Origin of the sequence: Sporomusa acidovorans, from assembly GCF_900101845.1 — a bacterium.
GTDB classification, from domain to species: Bacteria; Bacillota; Negativicutes; order Sporomusales; family Sporomusaceae; genus Sporomusa; species Sporomusa acidovorans.
Genome location: NZ_FNAM01000006.1, coordinates 103,280 through 122,221 on the forward strand (window position 1 = coordinate 103,280; position 18,942 = coordinate 122,221).

Annotated in this window: 15 protein-coding genes; 1 reads left to right on the top strand and 14 read right to left on the bottom strand. The window is 47.4% G+C overall.

Going from position 1 to position 18,942, the window contains the following annotated elements; genetic code table 11:
* Positions 1–51: 51 nt before the first annotated feature.
* The 9 genes from BLR65_RS06655 to BLR65_RS06695 form a co-directional block, all read right to left on the bottom strand.
* Positions 52–1,182, bottom strand: coding sequence for a S1C family serine protease (locus BLR65_RS06655; protein ID WP_093793410.1), 1,131 nt, complete (start codon positions 1,180–1,182; stop codon positions 52–54).
* Between the two features lie 470 nt (positions 1,183–1,652).
* Positions 1,653–2,381, bottom strand: coding sequence for a FadR/GntR family transcriptional regulator (locus tag BLR65_RS06660; protein ID WP_169717071.1), 729 nt, complete (start codon positions 2,379–2,381; stop codon positions 1,653–1,655).
* 535 nt (positions 2,382–2,916) lie between these two features.
* Positions 2,917–3,762 (bottom strand): dimethyl sulfoxide reductase anchor subunit family protein, encoded by an 846-nt coding sequence (locus tag BLR65_RS06665; RefSeq protein WP_093793412.1) that lies wholly within the window; start codon positions 3,760–3,762, stop codon positions 2,917–2,919.
* Positions 3,763–4,332 carry a 4Fe-4S dicluster domain-containing protein gene (locus BLR65_RS06670; RefSeq protein WP_093793413.1) on the bottom strand — a complete coding sequence of 190 codons (570 nt, stop codon included), beginning with the start codon at positions 4,330–4,332 and terminating at the stop codon, positions 3,763–3,765.
* Between the two features lie 17 nt (positions 4,333–4,349).
* Complete coding sequence (locus tag BLR65_RS06675; RefSeq protein WP_093793414.1) at positions 4,350–6,695, bottom strand: DMSO/selenate family reductase complex A subunit; 2,346 nt, start codon at positions 6,693–6,695, stop codon at positions 4,350–4,352.
* A gap of 242 nt (positions 6,696–6,937) precedes the next feature.
* Positions 6,938–8,413: an S-layer homology domain-containing protein gene (locus BLR65_RS06680; protein WP_093793415.1), complete on the bottom strand. Its 1,476-nt coding sequence runs from the start codon at positions 8,411–8,413 to the stop codon at positions 6,938–6,940.
* A 146-nt stretch (positions 8,414–8,559) separates the two neighbouring features.
* Positions 8,560–9,750 carry a mandelate racemase/muconate lactonizing enzyme family protein gene (locus tag BLR65_RS06685; RefSeq protein WP_093793416.1) on the bottom strand — a complete coding sequence of 397 codons (1,191 nt, stop codon included), beginning with the start codon at positions 9,748–9,750 and terminating at the stop codon, positions 8,560–8,562.
* Between the two features lie 97 nt (positions 9,751–9,847).
* Positions 9,848–11,173, bottom strand: a complete 1,326-nt coding sequence (locus BLR65_RS06690) for an MFS transporter (protein WP_093793417.1) — start codon at positions 11,171–11,173, stop codon at positions 9,848–9,850.
* Between the two features lie 635 nt (positions 11,174–11,808).
* The gene (locus BLR65_RS06695) at positions 11,809–13,194 is read right to left on the bottom strand and encodes a sensor domain-containing diguanylate cyclase/phosphohydrolase (protein WP_093793418.1); all 1,386 of its coding nucleotides are present in this window, start codon (positions 13,192–13,194) and stop codon (positions 11,809–11,811) included.
* 284 nt (positions 13,195–13,478) lie between these two features.
* On the opposite strand from BLR65_RS06695, the gene BLR65_RS29595 reads away from it, so the two are divergent.
* Entirely contained in the window at positions 13,479–13,616 is a 138-nt protein-coding gene (locus tag BLR65_RS29595; RefSeq protein WP_169717070.1) for a hypothetical protein, read from the top strand.
* A 4-nt stretch (positions 13,617–13,620) separates the two neighbouring features.
* On the opposite strand, the gene BLR65_RS29600 is transcribed toward BLR65_RS29595, so the two are convergent.
* The 5 genes from BLR65_RS29600 to arcD form a co-directional block, all read right to left on the bottom strand.
* Positions 13,621–13,797 carry a hypothetical protein gene (locus BLR65_RS29600; RefSeq protein ID WP_169717069.1) on the bottom strand — a complete coding sequence of 59 codons (177 nt, stop codon included), beginning with the start codon at positions 13,795–13,797 and terminating at the stop codon, positions 13,621–13,623.
* Between the two features lie 75 nt (positions 13,798–13,872).
* The gene (locus tag BLR65_RS06700; RefSeq protein WP_169717068.1) at positions 13,873–15,852 is read right to left on the bottom strand and encodes a methyl-accepting chemotaxis protein; all 1,980 of its coding nucleotides are present in this window, start codon (positions 15,850–15,852) and stop codon (positions 13,873–13,875) included.
* 29 nt (positions 15,853–15,881) lie between these two features.
* Positions 15,882–16,337, bottom strand: a complete 456-nt coding sequence (locus tag BLR65_RS06705) for an arginine repressor (protein WP_093793420.1) — start codon at positions 16,335–16,337, stop codon at positions 15,882–15,884.
* Positions 16,338–16,452: 115 nt separating this feature from the next.
* On the bottom strand, positions 16,453–17,391 hold the full coding sequence (gene arcC, locus BLR65_RS06710) for a carbamate kinase (RefSeq protein WP_093793421.1): 939 nt from the start codon (positions 17,389–17,391) through the stop codon (positions 16,453–16,455).
* Between the two features lie 59 nt (positions 17,392–17,450).
* On the bottom strand, positions 17,451–18,872 hold the full coding sequence (gene arcD / locus BLR65_RS06715) for an arginine-ornithine antiporter (protein ID WP_093793422.1): 1,422 nt from the start codon (positions 18,870–18,872) through the stop codon (positions 17,451–17,453).
* Between the last annotated feature and the right edge of the window lie 70 nt (positions 18,873–18,942).

The window sequence follows — 18,942 nt, forward strand, 5'->3', positions numbered from 1 at the left end:
AGCTGCCCGCTCTTGAAGCTTTTTTGTTAACACCATCATTGTTATAATGCCTTATTGCACTTCAACCTGCACAACCGCCTCTTTGGCCAGCGCCATAATTTGCGCAGGAGTCAGATCAGCGGAACCTCTTTTGCGGGGAAGACGGACCGGGTCGGCAAGCGTATAGACAAGATTATCCACATAATTAATTTTCATGGCGAAATTAACATTCTGCGGAAAAGTCCCCGTCAGCAGCAGCGCTTTATAGGGATTTACACTCGCCGTAACAACGCCCACAACCTGCCCTTTCGTATTGAACAGCGGACCGCCGCTGTTTCCGGGTTGGATGGGAATGCTGATCTGCAATACCCTGGCATCATCCTGAATGCCGGTTATGCTGTTAATGATTCCCTCGCTTAATTTGGGTTTGGCACCCAGTAAATTAGGCAAAGGAAACCCTACCGTATAGACCGAATCCCCGTCCTTGGGAGTCCCGTAACTTGCCATCGGCAACGGTTTTACCGGTGCCGCAAGCTTACTCACCTTCAGCAGTGCCAAATCATTAGCCGGATCTTTTGCCACTACCGTCGCTGCCGTTTTCAGGCCGTTGGTATTTTTAATTTCGATTGTTTTCGCATTATCGACGACATGGTTACTGGTTACCACTAAATCCTGGGTGATAAAAAAACCCGTACCGATCCGGTTTGGAGCCTGAACGGCAGCGTCATTCCCCGGGTAGATCCTAAAAAGCAGCTTCCTTTCTTTCCTTTCCCCGAAGTATTCCATAATCTGATTCGTTGCCAGCCGGAACGTAGTCCCTAACGCTTGTCCGTCGGTAACCGTAAGATAGCCATTTGCCTTTTTGTGGACTAAGCCGGTAAACACCTTGGGTACTGCGGTTACCTTCAACTGCAGTTTTATTTTACCCTTTTCCCAGGCGGAATCTGTAGATTGAACAATAAATCCAAGATAATCATAGCCCTCACATACGGAAAAATCATTCTTAACAATTGCGATTTCATACTTATTATCATCGGTGATCCAAATGCCCTCCAGCAGATCGTCGGGTTTGTCCTTGAAAAAAGTATCAATGGCCTGCTGCCTGTCCAAATCCCCGCCTGGCAGCGGCATAGCAAAACCCGGTTTTGCGACAAAACATACTACTAAAAACGCCAAAAAGAAATACCACAACTTTTTCATCATAGAAAAGCCTCCCTGGCACTGCTAAATTAAACCAAATCAATTTTACCATAAATCACAGCCAATAGCTCTTCGAAAATAAATTTTCCGGAAAAACCGGCACCGTTTCCTGTCCCGGAGTAGACAACAGTTTATTTTCCATACAAGCTGCAAATCCAGTCTGATCACCATAGTATGTAATAACCTGTTAGTAAAGGAGGGCATACTTATGAGTTTTGGATTTGGAGGATGCGGTGGTCGGAATGGCTCTGGGATAATAATTATCATTATTATTATTATCCTGGTGTTATGCTGCTTCGACAATGACTGCAGCCCTACCTGTTAAAAACCCATAGGCTAGCTGACAACCACAACGAGATTAGCACAATAGAAAACCGCCTGCCAAAATAGCAGACGGTATTTCTATTTTCCGGCCGTAGTGCCGTTTTTGTGGTTGGCATTCGTTATGTTTCATCACTGCCTCACTCTCAGTGTCAGATCGGTGTAGCAAGGTCAATCATTTCCAAATAAATCTTCTTACACTTTTGAAAATCGGCATTTTTGATAGTTTCCACAATTTGCTTATGATAATAGGTACTATTTTGCATGAATTCTATTATAGACCGCCCTTCATTCTCAATAATTTGACAGCGATGTACATTTATCGATTTTAAGTATTGGTAAATGGACTCTCTTGCTGCAATAAAGGCCAAAACAAAAAGCGAATTCTTGGATGCTTTACAGATTTGGTAATGAAATTCCAAATCCGCTTCTATAAGGCGATCAATGTCGATATTGTCTGCTTCTTTCACCTCATTGGTTACCCGTTCATATTCATCAAAAGCTTTCTCGAGCTCTAAAATGCATTCACTAGTTGCTCGCTCAATAGCTAACCGGACACACTCTATTTCAATACATTTTCTGAACTCGCAGACATCATTCAACATTTCCGGTTTCATAAACAACTCAGTAACTTCGCTTACATATTTGCGAAAACTGAACTTTTTTACGAAAGTACCCTCTCCCGCTTTTGTTTCAACAATTCCCAAAGTATTAAGCTTTTGCAGCGCCATTCTTATCGTTAGCCTATTGACTCCAAAATTGTTTGCTAACTCCTGTTCAGAGGGAATTTTAAATCCAGCTTCCCACTGTTTTGACGTAATATTTTCTTTAATCTTATCACAAACTTGATCTACAAGGCTGACTTTGACTAACTTTGCCACACTATTCTCCTTTATAATATTACTTTTTATTATTAGAATCTGTTTCAAAAACAAGCCATACTATTATATAATGTTTTCTCTAGTTAGCAATATCATATAGTATAGACGCACGAAATATGAGACATATCTATTATGACATTTTATAATTCATCTGCAACAAGGTAAATTCCAATTAATATTATAACTGGAATTGACTGTAACCGCAATGTATTGATACGTGTTTATCAATGCATTTTGTTCACTATTTCTGCCTATTCTTTGCTTCAATGTATATTGCCAGCTACTCTGCGATAGCACTTCCAAGAGGGCATCATCAGTCAGCGCATGAGACATGCCCTTGCACTTCGTTCACTCTCGATGAGCGTTACTTTACAGTATCCTTAAAGGGATTTGCTGAAATATAAATCAAAGTAACTAGCCTGAAACAACTCAAGCTAGTCACTCCTGTAGCACAAAAAACTTTAGTTGAATAGGAAAACTCTGCTACACAATTCGATTCACAAGCTGACCTTAGTACCATTAGGGTTGCTTAGAATTAAAAAGGCAAAAAATTGTTTGGCCCCACTACATACAACAGGGATCGTCCAACAAAGGAACCAAATAAGATAAAAATAAAGCTGAGAAGGCAAACCCGAAAATTGACAGTATTGATCTTGCCTGACCAATATGTAAAAGCCAAGCCCATAGGCAACACGCAGGCAAAGAGTACATAGACCAATAGCCATAGCAAATACTCGCTGGTTACTACTGTAAAAACGTGTTGAAGCTTGGCGACTGCATATTGATCTCCGGTAACCTGCCCCAGCATGGACAGCATCCACAATACGGAAATAAACAGAACAAGTCCGCACATTCCCATGATCAGTAGCGCACTCTTAGCCATAGGTTGGGTATCCGTTGAGGTGTTAAGAAAAAATACCGTAAAAGAACCAAATAATAAAGTGGTAGCAAAAAAGGACAGCGGCACCCAGCCAGAATTCCATATTATTTGTGCGGGAATCAGGTACACCATAGCACTGGCCGCGACAGCATAAAGGCCCAGCAAGCTGGTGATGATACCCAATGGAGTCTGATAACTCTCTTCGTGCTTCCACCAAGTAAAACTGTATAAACAAGCAGCACCGGCAAAGGCCCCACTCAAAAGATTTTCCCGGCTCAGCCAGGAACTACCAATATTCATCAGGGCATATGCACCATTGATCGGTTGGCCTAAATGAAGCATGGCTACCAGCATGCCGCAGGCTACCACGGGAAAAATTGTCATGGCAGCAATTCTAACTTGGGGCTTGTGGGCTGTGTTACGCTGCAACCAAGTTGTAGCCAGGCTTAAACCGCAGGCTAGCTGCAGCAGAACGGTAAAGATAACTAATGACCATTCCATTTATGCATACCCTCCTTTTCTGGCTTCCGGTTTTACCTTATAACGGGAAGATGGTTTCGTAATCTCAGGAGACGGAATATTGCGGATGGAAATAGTAACGCCTGGAAGACTAGCAAAATCAGAGAGTTTACCAACTTCGATGGCCCTCATGGGACAAGCTGCTACACAGGCAGGCTGCTCACCGTCTTTTACATTTTTCAGACACATATTGCACTTTTTTACCTTGCCGCTAGCGGCACTAAATTGAGGTGCGCCATAAGGGCAGGCCCAGGTACAGTATTTACACCCAATGCACCGCTCCGGGTTATGAATCACAAGGCCGTCTTCCGTTCTTTTCGTATAGGCCTTGGCCGGACAAACCTTGGCGCAGACCGGGTCATCACAGTGATTGCAGGACATGGAAACATTATATACATAAACCTTGGGAAACTCGCCGCCTTCAATGGAACGTACTTTTCTTAGCCTTTGACCGGGCTCTGCTTGGTTAATATCCTTGCAGGCGATTTCGCAGGTTTTACAATTAATGCACTTAGTTGTATCGACGTAAAAGGCCAATTGATTACTATTCATTGCAAAATCTCCTTCCCTTATTGCTTGGCTACTTGAACCAAGATAGTATGCTGGGCGTTGCCATGGGCTAACGGAGTCGGTCGCTGGCTAGTCAGAATGTTGATGCAGCCACGCTGGCAAACACCTTCTGCATTCGGGGTATACCAAGCCCCTTGCGGAATAGCCACAACACCAGGACGAATACGTTGCGTAAGCCGAACAGGTATAACAAGGGCACCGCGATCATTAAAGACCTTAGCTTTGCATCCGTCACCAATACCCCGGCCAGCAGCATCATCGGGATGCATCCACATAGTCTGACCTTCGGCTTCTTCCAGCCAAGGCGTTTCATCAAAGATAGAGTGAGTCCGCCGTTTAATATGGGGCCCGATACACTGCAGCGGATATTTCTCTATCAGCGGATCTGACGGTCCCTCCCACGCGGCAATATATTTAGGCACACCGGGAATTTCCGGATGATTCATAGCGTGCAGAGTTTTAGAAAAGATCTCAATTTTCCCTGAGGGAGTTTTAAAGGGATATCTTTCCCGATCACTGATCTCCTTAGCATAGGCGACATGAAGGTTAGCTTCTTTTTTGAAGCAACCTGTTTGTTTCAATTCTTCCCAGGCGGGAAAACCCGGCTCATTCTTCTGGGCATCAGCCACAATTTCCTTTAGCCAGTCTACATCACTTTTGCCTTCGGTAAACTTGGCTCCCATACCTAGTTTTTCAGCCACCTGGCTGATCCACCAATAATCACGCTTGCACTCGCCTGGTGCTTCCACAGCTTTACTGCCCAGGAGTACATACTGATCGCCAGACCAGGGATAGCCAAGATCATCCCGTTCAAAGGCATGGTCAGAAGGCAAAATAACATCGGCAAATTTGAGGCTGGGGGTAATAAAATGGTCGGAGGCCACAATAAACTGCACCAAATTCTCATCCTGCAGGATCTTTTTTGTTTTATTAATATCTGAATGCTGGTTTATTAACGTATTGCTGGCCAAATTCCAGATAAATTTAATATTGCTTTTGAGGGGGCCATTTTTCACCCCGTCGGCCGCCGTCATTTCCGTGCCCCGTACAATAGCATCTGTCCACAAGAACACCGGAATAGATGTTTTGACGGCATTGGTACCAATCGGCAAGATCGGTTTAATTTTCAAGCTATTATTTCTGTAACCCTCGCCAGTGCCGCTACCGCCGCCAAGTTTACCAATATTTCCGGTCATAGCTGCCAAAACCGCCCCCATCCGTACGGATAGCTCACCCTGAGCATGACGCTGCGGTCCAAGCCCCTGCATCAATTGGGCCGGCTTGGTTGTAGCATAATCAATGGCCAGTTGACGGATAGTTAAGGCATCTATTCCGGTAATCGCTTCAGCCCATTCGGGGGTTTTGGGCTGACCATCCCCTTCTCCTAAAACATAGCTTTTAAAAGAATTGCCTGCAGGGACGCCTTCTGGCATATGAGCTTCATCAAAGCCTATGCAATATTTATCCAAGAAGACTTGGTCCTGAAGATTTTCCTGAATAATGACATAAGCCATAGCTACAAAAAGAGCTGTATCGGTGGTAGGCTTTAAAGGAATCCATTGATCGGCAAAAGTAGCGGCCGTCTCCGAATAGCGGGGATCAATGACAACGATCTTTGCGCCGGCTGCTTTAGCCTTTGCCAGCCAATAGTTGGAGTTCGTTTCAAAAATGGTTTCGGCCGAGTTAAAACCGTTTAAAATAATCAGCTTGGAGTGTACTAAAGTATCATAGCTATTATTATCAGCTGCACTACCCAGTATAAAGGGAGCAGCATAGGCAGCGCAGGCAGAACTATAGCTACCATAATAACTCAAGTATCCACCCAGTAAATTCATCAACCGAAACGCACTAAACCGACCGGAAACAGCCCCCCGGTCACCGGTGCCATATTGGATATATACGGCGTCATTTCCATACTTATTAAGTACATCCTTTAGGTTTTGCGCAATAAGACTAGTGGCTTCATCCCAGGAAATGCGCTGAAACTTGCCTTCCCCTCGCTTACCCACACGTTTCATCGGGTATTTGAGCCGATCAGGATGGGTTAGCCGATTAGTCGTAGAGCGCCCCCTAAGACAAGCCCGCAGCTGTGGCATTTTTTCCGTATCCGGCGAATCATCAGTAATAAGTCTTGTGATTTTCCCGTTTCTTACATAGGCTTTTAGCTGACAGCGACCGCCGCAATTGTGGTTGCAGACAACTGGCACAATACGGGTTCCATCGTCCACTTGGGCAAAAGCTGTTGACTTTAGGGAAAAATATCCTATTGGCCCCATTAAAATCGCAGCACTGGCTACTGTGCCTGATAGTTTTAAAAAATTTCTTCTGGTAATTTGATGCATCATATCAACCTCCCATATTCGTAACTACAAGAGGCGGATTTGAAATGGTATGGATTGCCTCCATATCTGCATCTCTCATCCGCCTTGAGTAAGTTGAGCGATATCTTAAATATAGTATAGGAAATTAATCAGGGGTAGAGGTCCTATCCCCGTATGATATTGTAGAAGGGATTTTATTTATAGATAAATTGTTTGCAATCCCGGACCATGCTTCACTGCCCCGGGCTATCTATAATTCCTCAATCTTAATAGAAGAAATCAATCTTTGTGTGGTAATATTTACCTAAATTACTTACGCCCCCGGTAAGCTTGCTATCCTTGATCTTCAGGTCTTGAAGTTCAGTGGTCCAAACTACATTCTTGGCAATAGTTTTTGCCACCGCCAGGAATACGCCTTTGATATTGTCAGTACCTTTAAGAAATACCGGATAGGCTCCTGACATATAGCTGAGTGCCTGACCGTCAAAGCCGCTGGCACCATACGGCGTAGCACCGGCTTCAATGCTGCGATAAGAAACAGCCCAGCCAAAGTCGTTAACTTTCGTGTAGTCCGTCAGTGGTTTACCCTCAAAGAAGGCTGGCCGAAATTTAGTGGCGCTAGTCAGTTCTATAGCCCAGCCTTTCGGACTATCGGACAGGTGGCTTCCTGAAACATTATTGAGTTTAGTAGAAACATAGTCGCCAATAAGCAGCAGTTTATCACCCAACTTGGCATCAAAACCCACTGCCCAGCCTTTCGAGTTCGCAAAACTGTCGCCGGTAGTGATATTCATCGTTCCGCCGACTCCGTTAGTACTGCTGAAACCAGAAACGTCAGACCAATAATATCCGCCCATCACATTAACATTTTTGCTTGCCTTAAAGTTAATTTGTGCAGTCGTAAGGGTTTTAGCATCCCCGGTGACACTATCTTTATAAGCATTTGCTGCCGTACCGTTGCCTACGACATTATTCACCGAACCGGTAAACTGAGCAGCCCCGATTGTTTTATCAAAGCGAACACCATCAACACCTATGGATTTACCCAAAATACCATGCGAAAAGGCATCATAGGGGAAACGGCCGGCGCGAATGCTATCGAAACCAAGGGCATTTTTGGCTGTCACCGCAAAGATATCAAAGGTTACCGTTGAACCATTGCTATTATCATAGTTGCCCATTTTGCCACTAGCATTCACCCGCGCGGTCACGGACATATTATCATTGATATTGGCATTAATCTTAATGCGCTGACGATAATCAAACTTATCAGATCCATGAAGTTTTGATACGCCCGGAGCATTGGAAGTATTCCCCATATAACGAAACCTTGTTTCGCCGCTTATCCAGGTATTGGTCTTTGTTTCTACTTTAGCTACCCGGGCGCCTAACTTGTTGAGTTCGCTGGCAAACTCAGCAGACAGCTTATCAATTAGCTGCTTGTTCGTATCGTTGGCTGTGTCATACTTGTCCATTGCTTTTGCCACAATAATCGCCATTTCATAGCGGGTTATAGTTTTGTCGCCTTTATAGTACCTGTCGCTGTAGCCATCAACAATGCCGGCTTGTGTCAATTTCGTCACGGCGTCATAGGCCCAGTGGTTAACCGGAACATCGCTAAAAGACTGAGCAACCGCAGCCTGAGCAGTACTGGGAATAATCGCAGTTCCGCTCGCGGTAATCGTCATAAGTGCTACCGATACAATTGTTAACCATTTGCTTATTTTGTGTCTCTTTTTCATAATACCTCTCCCCTATTACAGTTCTAAAAGTCCTCTACCTAACCTATTTTATTTATAGTTGCAATAATCACATTGCGGCATCGGCTAACCCTATATAGTGGCAATAGGTAATGCCTCCAGCCAGCAAAAAACTTGGGGTACTACCATCATTTGATTATGATGGGTGGGAACGCCTTCATCGTTTCTTCGGAAAGCTCTTGTCCAATTCCAGGCAAGTCAGGCACGTCAAAGTAGCCATTGACTGGTTGATAATCATATTTACACGTTTTGATATTATAATCCAGCAAGGCAAAAGAATGCTGTTCGTGAATCAGGAAATTAGGGATTGCCGCTTCCACTTGCAGAGCAGCCGCTGTCGAGATAGGTCCGCCACAAACATGAACTTGTACGTGCATATCATATACATGCGCCATATCACATATTTTCTTGCCTTCACCAATCCCGCCGCAAGTACACAAGTCCGGTTGAATAACATCTAAAGACCGATCCTCAAAGAAAGGCCGATATCCCCATCTGCTATAGATTCTTTCTCCGCTTGCGATCGGGATGTTGACATTGTCCTTTACTTTTTTCATTAGCTTCGGATTAAGGGGCGCAACCGGTTCTTCATAGTAAAAGACATTGTATGGCTCTAACGCTTTGCCCAACTGAATGGCTGCCATAGCATCAGTAAAACTATGAACCTCAATAATAATATCCAAACCATCTCCGCCAACTTTACGCATGGCTTCAATTCTTTCACAGGCATTCTTAAGTAGTCTTTGGGATAACGGACCTTTGTTTTTCCAGCCATGAGGGATGCCTTCTTCATCAAACATAATTGGATCGACCTTGATACAATCATATCCTTCATCCATGGCCTTTCGAGTCACGTCGGCATATTCACTTGCTTTGTAAAGGATTTCTTCTTCTTCTGTATGCCAATTGAACTGGAGCTGGGACGCATATGCTCTTAATTTTTCATTCGACTTTCCTCCTAGCAATTGGTAAACAGGTACCCCTAACGCCTTTCCTTTAATATCCCATAGTGCGATATCAATGGCACTCATGCCGGCAAAAATTACACCACCGCCACCTTGCCCCCAGAAAGTCGACGTCAACAGTTTATTCCAAATCAGTTCCGACTTCATTGGATCCGCCCCTAGTAAGTGTCTTGCATAATCTCTCAAAATTCCCACGCCAGCCTTGCTCGCATCCCCATAAGCAAGACCTACTTCTCCAAAGCCGCTGATGTTTTCATCCGTATTTATTTTCATTACTACCGGATTCCAAGATTGTCCACCAGCAATTTTTCTATTAAAATCAATATCAAAAATTTCTATACTTGTTATCTTCATATCTATCAATCCTTTTCTACAATATTGGAGTTGCATTGCAAAGTAATTCCATCTTCCCCCCTTCTTTTAACTCTTAAGCCTTGCAAAACAATCATTGTTAGTTAAGAGCTTCGTCCTTAGACTCGGCAGCCATTTTTCTCTCCGAGCGCATAGTTACCATTAACAAAAACGAAAGTATGCATAAGGCAGCTTCAAAGATAAAGACACCGCTTGTCCCCCATGACGACTGCGCAATATAACCGATGATATAGTTAGATCCGAACGTACCGATACTGGAGCCCGCATTAATCATGGCAATGCCTACAGCGATAATTCGCGGATCCAGGAGCGATGGGACACAAGCCCAAAAGGGTCCATAATAGCACATACTTATCGCACCAAATAGTATTACCCCTAGTATTTTGAGTGTTAAATTATCAGTTGCCATGATAAGCAAAAACGCTAAACCTTCAACCAGCATAGGCAGGGAAGCATGATACTTTCTTTCCCCTGTTTTATCGGAGTGGCCAGCCCAAAGCGGCATCGCAATCGCCGCGATCACATAGGGCACCGCCATAATGATGCCCACCTGAGTATCTGAAAATGATTTTGAAAAGCCCTTGACAAGACCCGGCATCCAGAACCCAGCCGCTTGTGAAGCTGCCTGCACAAATGTATAAATAGCAATTAGCCTCCACAGTATTCCATTTTTGAGTATGCTAGTTAACCCTATAGACTCTGTAAAGGTTTTGCCGGCCTGGTCTTTTTGCAGCTCACCGGTCAGCCAGGTCTTTTCTTTTTCAGAAAGCCATTTAGCATCTTTCGGCTTATCTGCCAGTATCACAAAGGCCAACATACCGAAAAGAACTGTTGGGAGGCCTTCTACTGCAAATAGCCATCTCCAACCGGCAAAGTCTAACCAATGCATATGTTGAACAATCCAGCCTGAAATCGGTGATGCAATTGCAAACGATACCGGCAGTGACAGCATGAATAAGGCTGTAACCTTTGCCCGCTCTCTGGCAGGAAACCACATGGTGAAATAATAGATCATCCCCGGAAAGAAACCGGCTTCGAACACGCCGAGCAATAGGCGTAATAACATAACCTGCGTAATAGTATGCGCGTAGAACATAGCTGCCGTAGCCAGGCCCCAGCCAATTACGATTGCGCCAATCCACCTTCTCGCCCCAATTTTCTCTACTAAAATGTTGCTTGGCACTTGTAACAAAAAATAAGACACGAAGAAAATAGATGCTATTCTGCCAAAATCCAAACTGGTGATACCCAGTTCCTGATTCATCTGCAGCGCTGCAAAACCGATATTTACTCGATCCATGCCATTGAAAAAATAGAGCAAAAAACAAAATGGGATAATGCGCCACTTAATTTTCTGTAAAATCTGGGTTCCAAATTGTTCTTCTTCAGTATCCGCTAAAGCCATATTTAAACTCTCCTTCACCCATGAGCATTGGCTCATCGAGCATTTCGTTTATCCCTTTGTAATCTTCACCCAAAACAGCAACTTGGGGTTACCCTGCTTCACCTCCTTAACCCGGTAATGTCACACCGGACTTTCCCATGATATGAACTTCATCAAAATCCTTGTTTCAATCACCCCGCTTCCTCTATTTTTATCATTTCACGTATATAGGAGATAGATGCCCTAAGAAATAAAACCCTAACCAACTTCGTTATCGGCTTGCGCCATTTGCAAAATCATTTTGTTACTTACTCGCTTGTTCACTTGTTCGCTATGTTGGTTAAATTATATTTATTTTTCACATAAATGTCAAGATGCGAAAAATTCGTTTTTTTCTTTTTTTACTGGCTATTTAACTAGAATGGCTGTTTTATGAGCTAAAGGGTTTCGTTTTTTTCCATAATAAAAGGCAGAAATACTAATTTCCCAACGTATTTCTGCCACATATAACCACCTGTTCAATAAATTGCCTGGCCCATTCCCTTAGCCACTCTCAAAATAAGAGGCCCACAGCTTTTACCATGGGCCTCCGCATCATAAGCAGAACAAACACCAAAATCCATAATCCTGTTTATAAAAAAAAATCCAATAACGCTTTATCCTTTATCCGAAGCAGTCAGCATGTCAATAAAAGCCTCGGTAAGCTTCGGGTCAAACTGCGTGCCCGCACAGCGGCGCAATTCCGCGATTGCCGCCTGATCGTCCAGGGCCTTGCGGTAAGGACGGTCATTGGTCATGGCATCATAGGCATCCGCGATCGCCAGGATGCGGCAGGCCAAGGGAATCTCCTCACCGGCAAGATAAAGGGGATACCCTTTTCCGTTCCACCACTCCTGATGCTTCAAAATCCAGTCGGCAATCGGCGCTAAGTCCGGCACTGATTTCGCTATCCGAAAGCCGATCTCGCAATGGCGGCGCATGACAATAATTTCTTCAGGCGTGAGTTTACCAGGTTTAAACAAGATATTGTCAGGAATGCCCACCTTCCCGATATCATGGAATTTCGCCAGCAGCTTCAAATCCGCAATCATCGGCGCGGAAAGCTGTATTCTTTGCGCAAACTTCTCAATCAGGCTTTCCAGCCGCTCGGCATGCCCTTCGGTAATATAATCCCGGGCTTCCAACGCCTGCATCATGGCTTGTACGATGGTATTGCGCGTACTTTGGCCCTTATGCATTTTCTCCCGGTACATATTATTATCCGCTTCTCTAAACAGGGCGTCGATATCGCCATAACCGATTGCCCAGCCGATCGAAAGACTCAGCAGCAGCTTGGGATTGGTCTTGTTATAATCCTCCACCAACAGCCGAATGGTTTTCGATAGCTCATTCATTTTTTTCGTCTCAGGCTGCGACACCAAGACAGCAAACTCATCGCCGCCAATCCGGGCAATCACATCCGGATAAGCCACACAGCCGCGCAGAATCTTAGCAGCCGCCCGCAGCAGCTCATCCCCGGCGAAATGGCCCAACGTATCATTGATCAATTTCAGTCCGTCAACATCGCAAATAATAATACCGGCATTTTTGCCGCCCTGACCACGCAGCTTAAGCATTTGCTCTTCAAAATAGGCGCGGTTGTAAACTTCCGTTAGGGAATCCTTTAAGCTCAGGAATTCCAGTCTTTGCTCAATCTGTTTTTTATACGTAATATCCCGGATGATAGCCATTACCTCAAAATCACCGCTTTTGACAAACCGGGCCTCATAGTAATGTGCCTGATTATGGATCACTAGTTCGTACTCCATCAGCTGAATACTCTCATTACGGATAGTTTGGTATATACAGCCAATCGCCCGCTGGGCTATTTCCCCAGGCATGATATCCATAACGTTTTTTCCTAAAAATTGTTCGGGAGAAGCATATAAAGCAAAGTTAGCCGGCTGATTATAGCCCAAAAATCTTCCCTGGCTGTCCATACGCAAAATTAAGTCCGGTATAGCCTGCAAAATCTCCTGCTGCACCTGGCCGGCTTGCGCCAACTGCTGATAATCCTGTCTTCTTTTACAAAATAACCTATATTTTTTACCGTACTGACATTCTTCTTACTATATGTTATTTCTCGCTAGTATCCTTATCGACATTTTCTTGCCAGTGTTTCGCCTAACTACTCTATATACCGACAAAAAACCTTCTGGGCATTCCCGGAAGGTTTTTTGTTAATCGGTTTTATCGATCATCTGCATTTAAACTATCAATTTTACAGGTGACCACTACCATGCTAACCTTAGTTAAAATCAGGAATACAGAAAGAAGGTTGATTCTCGTGAAACGTAAACTATCCCTGTTCCTCATTCCCATTCTAATTCTTTGGGGATCTCTCAGTTATGCCGCTGAGAATTCAAATGACGGCATTGCCGGGGCCGGAGCCCAATACAGCGGAGCGGCAAGCAACCGGCAGTAAGGCCCTATAGCTGACTGACAATATCCGTCCTGCCAAGTTTTCTAAGCTTATCCTTGGCTTCCGTTACTGTCTGTCCCAGCGGGGTTTCCTGTGACGTCCCGGCCTTTCGCAACACATATTCGCCGTTGTCGTCAAGAATTTGCTCCAGCATATTGTTACTCATCCAGATCACAGATCGCATAGCTGCCTCCCGTCGTTTTACCTTAGCATTTCCAGCCTTCACTGTCCTCATACCTGGTAAGACACCCGCTATCGTTTAAACGTTAAATTGCCGAACAGCGGCTTTCATTTCTGCCGCCATCCCTGCCAGCCTTTGGCTCGCCGCGGCAATCGCCTGCATCGACGCCGACTGTTCTTCGGTTGCCGCCGACACAGACTGCGTTTCCCCTGCCGTTCTTCTGCTAAGCTCATCGATAACCCGCACGGAAGATTCGATTTGCTGACTGCCAGTATCCATCTGCCGCAGGGCAACAGACATTTCCGTTACCTGCTCCGACACTTGCACGACCAGCGTCTCAATCTCCCGAAATGACCTGCCGGCCATACTGATTACCTCAGTCCCCCTGCAAACTTCCCGCGTGCCATTCTCCATAGCCGCAACGGCTTTTGCCGTATCCCCCTGAATTTTGCTGATCAGACCGGCAATTTTTTTGGCTGCCGCTTGTGACTGCTCCGCCAACTTACGAACCTCTTCGGCTACCACCGCAAATCCCCGGCCTTGTTCCCCGGCCCGCGCAGCCTCAATAGCCGCATTGAGCGCCAATAAATTGGTCTGTCCGGCTATCCCGGCTATGGCATCCACAATTTGTCCAATTTCCTGGGAACGCTCTCCTAATGTATGAATCACCTCGGCTGAGGTGGTCACCGTTTTTTCAATAAGCCCCATCTGCGCAACCGCCTTGTCAAGGTCAACACCGCTCTCCTTGGCTTTATTCGCAGCTTGCGAGGATGCCGCCATCGTTTGCCGGACACCGTCGCTCACTTGCTGAATACTTGCCAGCATTTTGTGCACGATCCCCGCAGTCCGGCCTACGGCCGCCAGTTGTTTCTCCGCTCCCCCGGCGATTGCCGCCGCCGCAGCGGCCACTTGGTTAGACGCCTGCGCCGATTCCTGGACACCGGCGGTAAGCTCTTTCGACGAGGCCGCCACCTGCTCGGCACTGGTATGCACCTGCAAGATCAAGTTGCGTAAATTGTGGACCATTTTATTAAAGTCTTCTGCCAGGGTGGCGATCTCATCCCGGCCCGCAACGTGCGCCTGGATCGTAAGGTCCCCGCCTGCCACCAAATTTACCTGGCCTGCCAGCGTTTCCAGCGGCCTGGTTAGCCGCTTTACGGTGATCAAGGTAATGGCAATGACGATCATAACCGCCATACCGGCTACCAGCAGCAACAGCCCTTGCAATTGCGCCAACGGCTTAAAAACAACTGCTTCCGGTACGGTTATGGCCAACAGCCAGCCCGTTGCCGGCAGTTTCTGATAAACGGTCAACATGGTCTTCCCATTTTCCTTGCTCCGGCTAAAGCCTTGGTCTGTATCCATTGCTTTTTGAAAGGAAGTGGCCATGTCTGTCAGTTTTTCCTCTTCAAACATATTCTTAGACATGATAGCCTCATCAGGATGAGCCAGGATAACCCCTCTGGCGTCAAGCAAATACGCATAGCCTTCACCGTACAAATTAATGTTTTGCACCTGATCAACAAGCGTTTGCAGCATGATATCCTGCGCCAGCACGCCGCGTACTTCGCCTATCGGGTTCCTGTAAGGCATCGCTGCCGACACCACCATTTGTTTGGTCACTTCATCCAAATAGGGATCTGTAAAAACAAGTTTTCCTTGTTCCATGGCCGCTTTATACCAATCGCGGGTACGCGGGTCATAACCCGCAGGCGTCTCATCCCCGCTGCCGTCCACCATCTTCCCTGCTGTCGAACCAAAATAGACACTGAGTATCTCGGTATCCATGGTTTTATAGCCGGCTAACATGGGCACCGTGATTTCACTAGTACCCACTGAACTTTGCAGCGTGCCGGCAGTGACTGCCAACATTTTTGTCTTACTAACCAGCCAGCCATTCAGTTGGTTGACATGCGCACTAACAACCGCCTTCATTTCGGCCTGAATTTTCGTCTGTACCTGCTCTTTCGTAAATAGATAGCCGACCATTGACGACACCAGGAGAGTCGCTACCGACACTATCGAAAAAATCAGCATCAGCTTCTTTTTTAAACTCATTCGCTTTACCCCTTTATTCTCGCTTTCACTTACCGTCGCCATAGCCGGTGAAACGCCGCCAGCACCCTCACCGCCGTTTCCGGTGAGCGGACTGTCACAAACACCGTATCCTGCCCAGCGAGAAAACCGGTCACATCCGGGCAGGGAACGCCAGCCAGCAGCCTGGCCACCAGTTTGGCCGCGCCGGGCAGCACCTTGCAGACAATCACTGCTTCGCTAACGTCAAAGGAACGGATAAAATCCGTAAGCAGACGCTGCCGCGTCTGGGGATCAAATCGCTGTTCTGCCGTCGGTACGGCATACCTGCGGCCGCCGACATTAGTAGTCGGCACTTTCTGCAGTTCCAGTTCCCAGGCATCGCGCGACACCGTGGCCTGGGTCACCGTGAGACCATCTTGCCGCAGCGCGGCCACTAACTCGGCCTGGGTGATAAGGCACTGGCTTTCTACAAGCTGCCGCAGCTTGGCCTGCCGCCGCTTTTTCATGTTCTCCTTCCCCCTTTGTTTTTCTCGTTACACCAGATAGTGCAGGGACCCGTCGGCAACAAGCGTGCTTGTTCCCGGCGGGTCCCCTGTCTCTACTAATCTTTATCTGTTTCCCTTACGGCACAATGCGGGTACCGCTTGTTCCTGTTAATGCTTCTCCGGCTTTTTCCAGCGAGGTAATAATCGCCAGCCTCCCGGGCTGGGAGGTTACGAACTTGACCCCGGCCCGTACCTTGGGCAGCATACTGCCGTCGGCAAATTGCCCGTCTTCGATATACTGTTGGGCGTTTTCGACCGTCAGCCGGTCCAGATTTCTTTGCTCCGGCTTGCCGTAATCCAGGGCCACCTTTTCCACCGCCGTCAGGATCAGGAGCCCGTCGGCTCTCAGATCCTCGGCCAGCCGTTCGGCGGCCAGATCTTTGTCAATCACGGCGGCGATTCCCTCTAGCATTTGGTCTTCGGCTTCAATCACCGGAATGCCGCCCCCGCCCACGGTGATGACAACATGGTCCTGGCTGACCAGCTTTTGAACGGTCTCCAATTCCACAATCCGTTTCGGCGCCGGTGATGCCACCACCCGGCGGTAGCCGCGCCCGGCATCCTCCCGCAGGACATATCCCTGTTCATTTTGGAGAATTTCGGCTTCCTCTTTCGTGTAAAACGGACCTATCGGTTTGGTGGGGTTCCGGAAACCTTCGTCCTCCGGGTCGACAACGACCTGGGTGAGCAGCGTGACCACCGGTTTATGAATGTGTCGTTTATGCAGTTCTTCCTGCAAAGCCTGCTGGATGTGATAACCAATCATGCCCTGACTCATGGCGCCGCACACGTCAAACGGCATGGGCGGCGTAACGGGTTTGGCGTACTCGTTTTGCAGCACCAGCCGCCCCACCTGCGGGCCATTGCCATGCACGATGACAATCTGATGCCCGCTTGCGATCAAATCGGCCAGATGCACTACCGTCGCTTTCACGGTGCCAAGCTGCGCCTGGGCCGTGGCCGGCTTATTGGCAGCCTGCAGCGCATTGCCTCCAAGGGCAACCACCAATTTCATGGCTTATTCGCCTCGCTTTCTTTTCTCATTGCTTCTTGCTTTTTTGCATTTATGAATGATTAACCCAACTGCCCTGTCGCCAGCAGTCCTACTGCCACAATACCGGCGGCGAACAAGACCAGGGCAATGATTTTCTCATAGCCATTGAAGACTTGTCCCTGTTTTTCCTGCCGGACCTTGGCGTAGACGCCGATACCGACCGCGTATAGGATGGTGACCAGCAGGACGTAGGTCAGCCCGGCGGCATAAATCAGCCAGGCCGCATACACACTGGACAGGGCCGCACAAATGAAGTCTTTCGTCCTCCCGCCTGGATTGGTGTCATAGGTCTCACCGGTAGCCGCCAGCTTCCAGGCATACAGACCGCTGAACAAATAGGGAATCAAAATCGCCGAACTGGCGATAGAGTACAGCATCTGGTAGGTGCTGCTGGACACCAGCGTGATAATCAGCGCGGTCTGCACCAGCACATTGGTTAAGGTAAGGGAAATGACGGGCGAGCCCTGCTGATTCTCTTTAGCAAAACACTGAGGCATCACCCCGTCCTTAGCGGCGACAAACGGAATTTCCGCCGCCAGGATGGACCAGCCCAATAGGGCGCCAAACAGAGAAATAACCAGACCGGCGTTAATAACCACCGCGCCCCAGGGGCCGACAAGGGCCTCCAGGACATAGGCCGTCGAGGGCGTATCCAGTCCTGCAAGGTCCGCCTGATTCATGACGCCGAGCGACAGGACCGACACCAGGACATAGATAATTAGCGTGCCGCCAAGCCCGATCACCGTGGCTTTGCCCACATCCCGCCGCTCTTTGGCCCGGCCGGAGATTACTACGGCGCCTTCAATGCCGATGAAGACCCATAAGGTAACCAGCATGGTGCTTTTTACCTGGTCGGCGACACTGCCGAGTGAGATATCGGCCTGTCCCCAGATATCCAGCGTAAAGATATCGACGTTAAAGGATACCAGCACAATAATCAAAAACAGGAATATCGGCACCAGCTTGGCCACGGTTGTGAGGATGTTGACGAACGCGGCCTGTTTCACACCGCGCAGGATCAGCACCTGGATGGTCCAGACCAAAACCGAAGCGCAGACAATGGCTACGAAGTTATTCCCCTTGCCGAAGACGGGGAAAAAATAGCCCAGGGCGCCGAATAGCATGACGGCATAGGACACATTGCCGAGCAAGGCGCTCAGCCAGTAGCCCCAGGCGGCGTTAAAGCCGATGTAATCGCCGAAACCCGCTTTGGCATAACTGTACACGCCGCCGTTCAAATCGGGTTTGCGCACCGCCAGATTCTGATAAACGAAGGCCAGCGCAATCATGCCGATCCCGGTAATCAGCCAGCCAACGAGGATGGCGCCGGCCCCTGCCCCTTTAGCCATGTCGGCCGGCAGCGAAAAGACGCCGCCGCCGATCATGGAGCCGATGACAAGACCGATCAGCGCGATAAGGCCCAGTTTTTTATCATTTTCCATACCCAACCCTCCTATCTCTTTATCCGAAGATTTAGTGCGGATTGCTTGTAGGGCAAAAGGAGTTAGCAGT